The organism is Pediococcus ethanolidurans (assembly GCF_001437405.1).
Classification (GTDB): domain Bacteria; phylum Bacillota; class Bacilli; order Lactobacillales; family Lactobacillaceae; genus Pediococcus; species Pediococcus ethanolidurans.
The window spans coordinates 1-11,803 of the sequence record NZ_JQBY01000021.1; the positions used below are offsets into that span (position 1 = coordinate 1).

Below are 11,803 nucleotides of genomic sequence, written 5' to 3' on the forward strand. Positions count from 1 at the left end.
CAGGTGTTGCACTTGAATTGTAAATCGGGCTCTTTTAAAAAAACAAAAATGGCCGCTGAAATTGTCATCAACAACTTCGACGGTCATTAAATTTTGCCTTATTTCAAGTAGCCATGCCAAACGTAGCCATGAACTTTTCCATTTGTAGAATGAACATAATAGTACTTGTAGGTTTTCCCATTATATTTCTTAACGTATGTCTTACGTGTCACAGTAAAGTGTGTCCTAGGATAGTTTTTCAGATAGTGAAGTGTGACAAATTGAAAATCTTTAGAACCACCTTGAAATCCATAGACATTACCTTTTTTATTCTTAACCATATAACGATGTTTATAACTTACTTTTGTAGTTTTGGTAACCTTATTAGGACATTTCTTAAGATATGAATGCCAAATCCAACCAGACTTTTTGCCCGAAGTAATATGATAGTATAAATAAGTTTTTCCATTTGTTTTGACAATGTACTCGGCCTTATCAATTTTGTAAAAACTCTTTAACGTACTAAGTGGGAAAGCTTTTTTGAAAGTAAAGCTATCATTAGATCCTTTAAAACTATAGGCATAAGCTGTTCTTTTAGAAACTTTATAACGATCTACTGGTTTCTTAGCATTTTTAGAAACATAATTATAGGTAATCATTTTCTTGAATGTTAACAAAGACTGCAGTGGATACCCATTGGGATCGAACAAGGCTTGATTATCATATGAGGAAGCACCCCAATATTGGTCAGCATTAGCTCCGGCGTCAGTTAAACCGGCATCGTCATAATACTTAGCAGCATACTGAGTAGCCCAACCAGTTCCATACTTTATGCTTGCATCTCTGTTGAACTGATAATTATTCCAACCAGCTTTAACTGGAATCCAAGCAGGCTCCCAATAAAATGCTCCTAAACCTTTACCATTCCCGTTTTGCATAACAGTCTTCCAAACGTCACTAATTGCGTCTGCTTGACCTTGTACTGAAATTTTATATGGTGGGTTTGAGATATCACCGACAATATTAGGTTGCCCATCCATATCATCTGTTGTGTATGGGTAGCTCATTTCCATAACCGCAAATTTTTTCTTGTAAGTTTTGGTAATCACATTTTCAGCACCAATTAAATTGCTATCAGGACCGTTCCAATGTGGATAATAGGTAGCACCCATGACATCATAGTTAACCTTGTTAGTCTTTAGTTCAGCTGCAATTTTGGCAAACGAAGAGGCCGTTGGTGATTCGTAATGTACTGCAGCTAAAGCTCCAGGTGCATATTTATGAACTGCATTAACCCCTTCAGAAATAAACTGCATGTACTTATCAGGATCTGATTCTTGCATCATACCTTTAGTTGTTTCGTTACCAACTTGAACCATGCCAATATCAACACCGGCATTTTTCATGGTTGTCATAACTTTTTTGGTATAGTCGTAAACAGCTTGTTTCTTTTGATCAAAAGTATAGTTTTTCCAAGCTTTTGGTAATGCCTGTTTAGCAGGATCTGCCCAAAAATCGGAATACTGTAAATCAATCAAAACCTTCATATGATGTGCTGTTGCATCTTTGGCTGTTTTAACTTCATTGGTCAAGGTTGCATCACCACCGCCATATGTATGCCCTTCGCTATCAAATGGATCATTCCAAATTCGAAGACGTACATAGTTCACACCAGAATCTTCTAAGGTTTGTAAAATATCTTGTTTTTTACCATCGTAATCATAGAATTGGACACCGGCATTTAACTCTGCTTGCAAACTTGAAATATCTACTCCGCGAATTGAGTTAGTCGTGACACCATGAACAGGTTTCACAGTAACCTTGTCATTTTTTACATTTGTCGTACCATCAGCATTGGCAAAAACCGAGGTCGTTGCTCCGCTTAACGCCACTAAAATCCCCGCACCAACCATCAGTGCTTGGGCAAAAAGTCTACGCCATTTTCTCATATGATTATCTCCCCAGATAATATTTTTGAAATCTCATAAGCTTTTACTTACAAGATTATACTAGACGTTATTAAAAAGATCGTCAAGGCTATTATTATGGCTGGAGAGAGGAAAAAGATCCGCTTCAATTATGCGTCAAAGCAGTCTTTAATTATAGTTTTTGATTATTATGATGACCAAATTGACGGACATGTTCTTGCGCAATTGCCACAATTGTTTTGGCGGTTAAAGCCATTGCTTTAGTCGTCACAAACTCATACGGGCCATGAAAATTATCGCCGCCGTTAAACAAATTAGGCGTTGGAATCCCCTTAGCCGTAATTGCATTACCATCCGTTCCGCCACGAAATGGTTGAATGTCCGGTTTCAAACCAATGCTTCGATAAGCATCTAACGCTAAATTAACAATGTAAGGATTTTTGCGAATTTCATCACCAATATTTTGATACTGCTCCGTTAATTTTAACGTAACACGTGGTTCCTTGAAACGTTCATTAATTTTGTTCACAATTGCCTTAAGCAACGTTTCTTTTTGGTGAAAACGCGGTGTGTCAAAATCGCGAATAATTAGATTTAGACTGGCATGTGCCACAGTTCCGCAGAAGTGATTGACTAAAATAAAGCCATCATGATCGCGACTTTTTTCAGGAACTTCATCTTTGGGTAATGAGCTAACAATTTCATTTGCAATGGTTACCGCATTAACCATCAACCCATAAGCATCACCAGGATGGACTGCCGTTCCTTCCACTTCAATCGAAGCCTCAGAAGCATTAAAAGTTTCATATTCCAACTGCCCGGGTTGTCCATTATCCAGTGTGTACGCGAAATTCGTACCAAAGCTCTTAGCATCAAATCGTTTAGCACCGCGGCCAATCTCTTCATCAGGACCAAAGGCAACACGAATCGGGCCATGTTCTACAGTTGGGTTTTGAAGCAAGTAAGCCAGTGCGCCAAATAACGCAGCCACTCCCGCTTTATCATCGGCTCCCAACAAAGTTGTCCCATCAGTAGTGATCAAACGTTGTCCCACAAACTTTTTTAGGTTTGGAAATTCACCAACTTTTAAGACAATATGTTTAGCTTCATTTAAAACAATGTCTTGACCATCATAATCGGGATGAATTTGTGGTTTCACATGATCGGCCGAAAAGTCTGCAGTATCTAAGTGTGCAATGAAACCAAGTGCCGTGATTGGTTTGTCTGAGTTACTAGGTAAAGTCGCTGTCACATAGCCATTGCTTTCATCAAACTTCACTTCATCAACGCCTAGTTGTTTCAAATCTGCTGTGACTTGTTTGGCTAGTTCAACTTGTCCTGGCGTCGTCGGAACCGTTTGACTGCGATCGTTGGAACGCGTATTTATCTTCGCATAATTTACAAATAATTTTTCGATATAATCTTGATTAATTTCACTCATTGTTTTCATCTCTTACTTTGTAATATAAGCTGTTTTCCAGTCATAAGGTACGCCCGCAGGATTGTAAACAACACTCTTAACGTTTGAGCGCAATAACTGTGATTTAGCAACTTGATAGAGTGGGATGGTACCTTGATCGTTCATTAAGACTTTTTCCGCAGCCACTAATTTTGCCCAACGCTTCTCAGGTTGATTACCATAGTCGTTTTCTGACTCATCTAAGAGTTTGTCAAATGTCTTACTCTTATATCCTGACGTATTGTAGCTAGATCCGGATTCATAAACATCTAAGAAATTGATTGGATCAGCAAAAACTGATTGCCAAGTCTGAATGGTTGCCTCATATTCTTTTTCGTTTTGTTTAGAAATAAGTTGAACAAAAGGAATTGTTGAAATTGCAACCTTTACATTTGGTAAACGATCTAATTCCGTCTGTAGAAATTCAGCCGTTTGTTTGCTGCTATCCGTGTCAGAGGTTAAAAGTGTAATGTGAATATTTTTAACTCCAGTTTGTTGATAACCTTTCTTCAACAATTGTTTTGCTTTAGTTAGATTTGAACTGACTGCTGATTTCACATAGGCTTCTTTATCAAAGGATTCACCAGTCTTGGAATTGTTACCCATTCCAGCAGGTACAAAACCTTTAAGCGGTTCAGAACCGTCTTGTAAGACGTCATTTGTTAATTGTTTGCGATTAATAGCTAGTGAAAAAGCTCGACGGACATTTACGTTTTTAAAAGCCTTTACCTTGTTTTGATTTAACTCTAAGCGAGCAGTTGCGGTTGGTAGCCGTTTTACAAAGTTCGCATTATTTTTATTATTCTTGACTTGTTGACCACTTAAAAGTGTTTCATCGGTTTGCTTAGAATTAAACAAGTTATAACTTGTAGTCGTACTTTCTGTAACAAGCTCGTTAATTTTTGTTAGATGAACAGCCTTTTTATCCCAATAGTTGTTGTTTTTAGTCAAAGTCCATTTTTTACTTTGACCATTCCAATTAGTTAGTTTGTAAGGACCGTCAGAAACGGTGTATCTTGCTTGCGTGCCAAATTTTTTACCGTACTGATTAACTACCTTTTGATTCAGAGGATAGAATAATGGCCAAGCCAGTAACTTTTTGAAGTAGGAAACTGGTTTTGTTAAAGTCACAGTTAGTTTGTACTTTCCATTAGCCTTGATTCCTAAAGTGTTGACTGCCTTTTTACCATTATTAATGGCCTCAGCATTTTTTACTTGAAAGAAATAAAAAGCATCTTGAGACGCCGTTTTCGGATTAACGGTTCGTTGCCATGAATAAACAAAATCTTGTGCCGTTACGGCATCTCCATTAGACCATTTTGCTCCTTTTCGTAAGGTGAATGTATATGTTTTACCACCATTAGAAACTTTAGTTTTAGTTGCTAATGCACCCTGAGGCGTTCCCTTACTATTCAAACGATAAAGTCCTTCTTGCGTATTCATTAAAGTATTAAAACTCAATGTATCTGTTGCTTGTGATAAATCTGCAGTTGCTAATTCAGAACTTTCTGTCCAATTTAAGACCTGTTTTTTAGCCAGTTGTGTGCTACCACCAGACTTAGCTTGTGTACCACAGCCACTCAAAATTAATAATCCTAAACCAATAATAATTGCCTTTGTTTTTCCCTTCAAAACAACCATCTCCCCTAAAAAATAAAATTAACAAAATAAAAAAATCGCCCCTCATTTCTGAAGGACGATTTTCGTGTGACCACCTTAATTTATGAAGTACTCACATACTTCACCTCAATAACTTCTGCTACCAAAAGTTTGAGGTGTTAACGGACCTCATAACGAATTAACAGCTTTCACTATTAATTTACTCCAAGTTCATCTTCACACAACGTTTTGATCCGTGTTTTCACCAACTCACGGTCTCTATAATCATACTAATTATGCTACTCTTCTTATCACTGTATCTCAGATTATTTCTCTAACTCGTTTTTAATCATATCACTGAATTTTGTGTTGTCAATGAGAATTAAATGATGGTCATCTCATTGTGTATAGACCAATATTCAATTATCAAACATTAAAATACCTTGTAGACAGCAATTGTCTCGCCTAATTTTTCTATTCCAAAAATATAAAATTTTTTATTTTCAGAAAAATAAGTCAATTCTATAATGTTAATTTAATTTTTCGAGTTACTTTCGTTTTAATGTCATTTTTTTGGCAAAAAAAAGAACACTCACAAGGTGAGTGTCATTCAGTGCTTGTTACTGGACTTGAACCAGCGACCTCCGCTTTACTAGAGCGATGCTCTACCAACTGAGCTAAACAAGCATGTTATATTAGCAAAAAGTCAAAAAGACTCCTTAACTAGTATACCGAATTATGACAAAGAATCAAATATTTTTTTATTTTTAGTCACAAATTATTCCTTTGAATCAGAAATAACCGTTTTTAATTACATCTCTAAAGGTTGAAAGCACAAAAGTGTTCATGGTAACAAAATTAGATTTAAATGCCGTCTTCCAGCCCATGTGAGCCACAGGACGGCAGTTAAACTAATTATGTTGTAACTAGACTTTTTACTCATATATATTTTTGTGTTGGTTCATCACAACACCACTTAATGCCAACAGTGTCGCAAAAATTGCTGCAACCAACAAAACAATTGTCCATGAATGAACCAAATTATTTAGATAACCGAATAAAACAGGACCCACAGCTGCCAACAAGTACCCAGCTGATTGTGCCATTCCAGACAGATCGGCCGTTTCAAAACCATTCGTCGTTTTAGTTGTAAAGAACACCACCGCTAAATTAAATGAGGCCCCCGCACCAAAACCCATCAGTAAATTCATCAAAGTGGCCCAGAAAACTGCATGAATGGGTAATGTCAACCCCAGTGTTCCACCAACAAAGCCAACAAACGTAACTGCCACCATGCTCGCCACACCATGTTTTTTTAATGCCAAAGTTGGTACCAAATACGCAAAAGGTAAACCTCCTAGTTGCAATAAAGTTGCCATATTATTTGCCTGAACACTTGAATAGCCCTGGCTAATTAATAGACTTGGCATCCAAGTTAAAAGTGAATAATAAACTAAGGCTTGAAGGCCAAAAAACGCCGCAGCTACCCAGCCTAATGGTAATTTCCAAACACTTTTATGTAAGAATTGCTTATTTTCGGCAGGGGTGGTCACTGCTTTTTCACGCACATTATATTTTAAGTTTGGCACCCATGTAACTAAATTAATTAAACTAATAACAGAAAGAAGACCCATCACAATTGCCAAGGGATACTTTTTAATTAAAATGCCAGTAATGCCAGTTCCCAGCGCACCAATAAATAACATTGACAAGGTATATTCACTCGTAGCTACCGAAATCTTACTAAAAAAATTATCTTTAATCACTGCTGGAATCAAAACATTTCCAGCATCAATTCCCACACCAACCAGTAATGTTCCTGCTAATAAAGCCGCACTACTTGGAATTACCCGTAAATAGCTTCCGATTGCCAAAATGATTAAGAAAGCATAAATGACGTGCTCATTACCAAAGCGGCGCGCCAATTTGGCGATGATTGGCGACATCACAGCAAATGTTAGCAGTGGAATGGTCGTTAACATGCCCGCCAAAGAGTTTGGCAAATTGAAATTTTGTTTAAAGCTTTGAATTAATGATGGCATTATCGTAATGGGTAAACGCATATTAGCGGCAACCAACATCATACTAATGGTTAAAAATCGACTATGTTTCTGCATCGTATCACTTTCTCCTTGCATTAGTTCGGTACGCAGCAAACTAAAATATTAAAACGACTCAATCCTTATAGCGTTTCTAGAAATCCGGGTAAGTATGTTTGAAACGTTTCAACATTGATTGATAAATATTTTTCCTGTGCAATTTTTCTAGTATTGGTCAGACCTATTAATCGTAATGCTTTAAAATGATAAGACACAGTAGACTTGCTAATATTTAATTCCTTGCCAACCTCTCCACAAGTCATTTCTCTTTGTGCCTGATAAAGGACACGAATAATTTTTAATCGATTAGGTTCCGCCAGTGCTTTAAATATTTGGGCAATTTTTTGATCTCGTTGTTCGATATTCATGAAAATAACGGTAAACCTAATTGAATAAAAGTGCAAACAAAAAACGAGTATCAAATTACAATACTCGCTGTACGTTACTTTAAAACTAATATATTAATCTAGTTGGTCACCATTACTGGAAATAACTTTTTTGTACCAGTCAAAAGAAGCCTTTTTATAACGTTTTAGTGTTCCGTGTCCTTGATCATCTAGGTCAACATAAATAAATCCATATCGTTTGGACATTTGACCCGTTGAAGCACTCACTAAATCGATGCATCCCCATGGTGTATAGCCCATCAGATCCACTCCATCAGTAATTGCACCCGCCATGGCCTCAATATGTTCACGTAAATAATCAATTCGATAATCATCCTGCACATGAAAATTCGTGTCTGGTTTATCAACAGCACCCAACCCATTTTCAACCACAAAAAGCGGCTTACGGTACCGATTGTATAACTCGTTCAAAGCAATTCTCAAACCAACGGGATCAACCTGCCAACCCCACTCACTTGTCTTCAAGAACGGATTTTTCACACCACCAATCAAATTACCTGACGCTTGTTCTCGGTTTTTATCTGCCACATCAATTGTGGTGGACATATAATAACTAAATCCAATGTAATCGACTGGATTAGCCTTTAAAAGTGCTAAATCTTCATCACCAATTTCTAGATCTGTAAAACTGAAACCAAACTTATTCATTAATTTTTCAGTATAAGCCGGATACTCACCACGTACTTGAACATCCCCACAAAAATGATTAAACGCTTGATTTTGTTCTAACGTGGCCAATTGATTAACAGGATTGGCATCATACGAATAAGTCGTTGCGTATAATACCATGCAGCCAACCTTTAATTGGGGATTTAACTCATGACCAAGTTTGACAGCTTTAGCTCCGGCCACAAATTGATTATGCCAAGCCTGGTAAATATTTTGTTTATCATTAGCACCATTGGAAGCAACTAAGCCTTGACCCATTACTGGAAAAGTAAAGGCACTATTAATTTCGTTAAATGTCATCCAATATTTCACTTGCTTGTAATACCGAGTAAGAACTGTTCGTGCAAATCGCTCATAAAATGTAATTAACTGACGATTTTTCCAACCTCCGTATTTTTTAACAAGATTTAAGGGCATTTCATAATGTGAAATCGTAATAACTGGTTCAATATCATATTTTTGACACGTTGCAATTAGTTGGTCATAAAATTTTAAACCATCTTCATTTGGTTGCTTTTCATCACCGTTTGGGAAAATTCGTGACCATGCAATCGAAAAACGATAACATTTAAATTCCATTTCAGCAAACAATGCAATGTCTTCCTTAAAATGATGATAATGATCGATACCGTCATGATTAGGATACGTATAATGGTTTTCATCAATTGACCAATCAAAATCAGGCGCATTTACCAACTTGAAGCGGTCCGGTCCTCCTGGTAAAGCATCAGCTATTGATAAGCCTTTGCCACCTTCTTGATAGGCACCCTCTAGTTGATTGGCAGCCGTAGCACCACCCCACATAAAGTTTTTTGGAAATTTATTCATAATGGATTCCTCCTTAATTAAATAATATATAAAGCCACATCATCATTTGTCACTGTAGTTTTCTCATTAGATACAATTTCCACAAAATCTTTTGTATTCGTCACAATTACTGGCGTTGTGATGTCGTATCCTGCTTTTTTAATGGCTGCTAAATCAACATCCATCAACAATTGTCCCTTTTTAACTTTGTCTTTGTCTGCAACATGTGCTGTAAAAGGTGCTCCTTTTAGATTAACAGTATCCAGACCAATATGAATAAGTAACTCAATACCATTTTCACTTTTTAGTCCAATCGCATGTTTAGTTGGAAAAACAGTCATAATTTCACCATCAAAAGGAGCGTAAATTTTGCCTTCTTCAGGAATAATTGCTACACCATCACCCAACATTTTTTGAGCAAATGTATCGTCAGAAACACTTTCTAAATTAATCATTTCACCTTTTACTGGGCTATAAACTTTCTTAGTTTCTTTAGCTCCAGATGGGACAGTTGTTTTAGGCTGATCTTGGGTTTCTGTTTTTGCTGCTTCAACTGGTTTTTCATTAATACCAAATACAAATGTCAAAATAAATGTAAGCACAAAAGAAACAACTAAAACGATAATCGCATTAATTAAGTTACTGCCATCTGTTTTGCTAACAAATTGAGGTAGTGAAATTAGAGATGGTACGGCAAACGCAAAGGACTTCAAATTTACAAATCCCATGAATAATCCAGTAACTCCACCAGAAATCATGGCCGCGTACAATGGTTTTTTATATTTTAAAGTGACACCATATAATGCGGGTTCAGTAACTCCTGCTAATAATGCAGAAATTCCAGCTGCACTTGCAATTTGTCGTGTATTACGATTTTTAGTCACGATAGCTACCGCAAAGCTCGCTGCACTTTGCGCAATATTAGCTGCTAACATAGCTGGTAAAATTAGAGTATCTGGTGACGCTACGGAGGCTGCCAAAAAGATTGGTGCAAATGCCCAGTGCATTCCCGTCATGACAATTAACGGCATAAAGGCTGCCATTAAAGCCATTGCTAACCAGCCTGCTTTACCTTGGATAAACAAAATAATAGCTGACAAGAGTTTCCCGGCGTAAGTGCCAATTGGTCCAATCAAAACTAGTGCTAAAGTACCTGTGACGAACAAAACTAATAATGGTTTCAAAATACTCTTTAAAGAAGCTGGGCAAATTTTGTCGATTCCCATTTCAATGTATTTCATCGCCCAAACCACCATCAAAATTGGAATAACTGATGACGAATAGTTAACCAGTGTAACCGGCAAGTCCATAAAATGAACTGCTTTACCAGCGGTAACCATCGCCGTAAAGTTAGGATGAATCATCACCCCTGCAATTGTAATGGCTAGCATTGGTGTTACTTTGAAGTATTTAGCTGCAGTATATGCCAACATTACTGGTAAAAAATAAAATGGGGCATCGCCAAAAATGTTTAGAATGGCATATGTTTGTCCTTTTTCATTCAACCAACCTAACAGGGGTAATAAAATTAAGATGACCTTGATCATCCCACCACCAATTAAAGCTGGAATTAAAGGTGACATACAAGACGAAATAAAATTAGCAAAACGATTAAACAGATTTACTTTTTCCTTTTCATTTCTCTGATCAGGAGTTTGATCTGCATCACCTGTATCAATCTTCCCTAATTTCAAGATTTCATTATAATAATTTGTCACGTCATTGCCGATAATTATCTGATATTGACCTGATTGGTGATTTACTCCCATAACACCCGCAATATTTTTAACAGTTTCATCATCCACAATACTTTCATCTTTAAGACGAAAACGGAGACGTGTCATGCAGTGAATCAACGAATTAATATTTTCTTCGCCACCCACTGCCTCAAAAATTTGTTTTGCTGAACCTACATAATCCATAATAAACTTCCTTTCTTTTGACAAAAAAAGACCCAAATAGCTAAATAAGCTACTTAGGTCATGCTCAATTAAGATAACACCCTATAATTTTTTGACAAGACGGCTAATGTGAACCGTCAAATATAATAATTCTGTACTGCTAATTTCATAATTATACTTTTTGCGAATAAAAGTTTGAACTTTTCGCGAGCATTCATAAGGACCAGCATACTTTTTTTCCAAAGTACGAAGAAGATCCTCGTCATCATCGTCATAGTGTTTGTTTAAAAGCACTCGTTGTGCGAAGAATTTAAGGTGCGTGATAAATCGATAGTAATTTAACGAACTTTCGTCAAACTCAGTATGATAGTAATTCTTTACAATATCTTCGACTTCTTTGACCATATTAGTGACACCGTAAGCCAAATTTTGCTCCACGCCTGATTCAGTCTCAGCATTCACAAAATGTAAAGCAACAAAAGCACTTTCATCATCCTCAAGAGTAATACCAAGTTCCTTTTTTACAACCTCAACCAACTTTTGCCCTACAGCAAACTCATCTGGATAAAATCTTGCTACATCCCACTTCAAAGGGTTTTTCAAAATAATATGGTTTTGATATCTTTGAATGGTTGTATGCAAATGATCGGTCAAATTTACATAAATAATTTCGTTTAATTGCTTACCCAACTTAATCTTAGCAAAATTAATAATTTTTTCCGCAATCATGATTTCATTTAAGGGCACATCAATTACTAAATCTGTAAATTTATTCATTGTATCCGGATCTTTAATAATGAAGGTCTTCTCTACCTTAGAAATTTCAATCTCTTGATCTTTTTTCTTACCAAATGCGATTCCTGGTCCCATTAATAAAATATCCATACCATCATGATTTTCGGAGATCGCTGTATTATTGTTTAAAACGCGTTTTATTTTCACTCGGACCACCTAA

The 11,803-nt window shown here is 36.6% G+C and carries 8 protein-coding genes and 1 tRNA gene; all 9 read right to left on the reverse strand.

What is annotated here, in order from left to right; genetic code table 11:
* Positions 1–98 precede the first annotated feature (98 nt).
* The 9 genes from IV87_RS08590 to licT all read right to left on the reverse strand — a co-directional run bounded on the left by IV87_RS08590 (position 99) and on the right by licT (position 11,790).
* A complete protein-coding gene (locus IV87_RS08590) occupies positions 99–1,928 on the reverse strand; it encodes a glycoside hydrolase family 53 protein (RefSeq protein ID WP_057807390.1) in 1,830 nt (609 codons plus the stop codon).
* A 151-nt stretch (positions 1,929–2,079) separates the two neighbouring features.
* On the reverse strand, positions 2,080–3,348 hold the full coding sequence (gene pepT / locus IV87_RS08595; protein ID WP_371862117.1) for a peptidase T: 1,269 nt from the start codon (positions 3,346–3,348) through the stop codon (positions 2,080–2,082).
* Between the two features lie 12 nt (positions 3,349–3,360).
* Entirely contained in the window at positions 3,361–4,998 is a 1,638-nt protein-coding gene (locus IV87_RS08600; protein ID WP_371862118.1) for a peptide ABC transporter substrate-binding protein, read from the reverse strand.
* 581 nt (positions 4,999–5,579) lie between these two features.
* Positions 5,580–5,652 (reverse strand) — tRNA-Thr (locus IV87_RS08605).
* Between the two features lie 248 nt (positions 5,653–5,900).
* Positions 5,901–7,082: a CynX/NimT family MFS transporter gene (locus tag IV87_RS08610; RefSeq protein ID WP_057807395.1), complete on the reverse strand. Its 1,182-nt coding sequence runs from the start codon at positions 7,080–7,082 to the stop codon at positions 5,901–5,903.
* 65 nt (positions 7,083–7,147) lie between these two features.
* Entirely contained in the window at positions 7,148–7,432 is a 285-nt protein-coding gene (locus IV87_RS08615) for an ArsR/SmtB family transcription factor (protein WP_057807397.1), read from the reverse strand.
* A gap of 93 nt (positions 7,433–7,525) precedes the next feature.
* Positions 7,526–8,968, reverse strand: coding sequence for a glycoside hydrolase family 1 protein (locus IV87_RS08620; protein ID WP_057807399.1), 1,443 nt, complete (start codon positions 8,966–8,968; stop codon positions 7,526–7,528).
* A 17-nt stretch (positions 8,969–8,985) separates the two neighbouring features.
* Positions 8,986–10,869, reverse strand: coding sequence for a beta-glucoside-specific PTS transporter subunit IIABC (locus IV87_RS08625; RefSeq protein WP_057807401.1), 1,884 nt, complete (start codon positions 10,867–10,869; stop codon positions 8,986–8,988).
* Positions 10,870–10,950: 81 nt separating this feature from the next.
* Positions 10,951–11,790: a BglG family transcription antiterminator LicT gene (gene licT, locus IV87_RS08630; protein WP_057807403.1), complete on the reverse strand. Its 840-nt coding sequence runs from the start codon at positions 11,788–11,790 to the stop codon at positions 10,951–10,953.
* Positions 11,791–11,803: the final 13 nt, after the last annotated feature.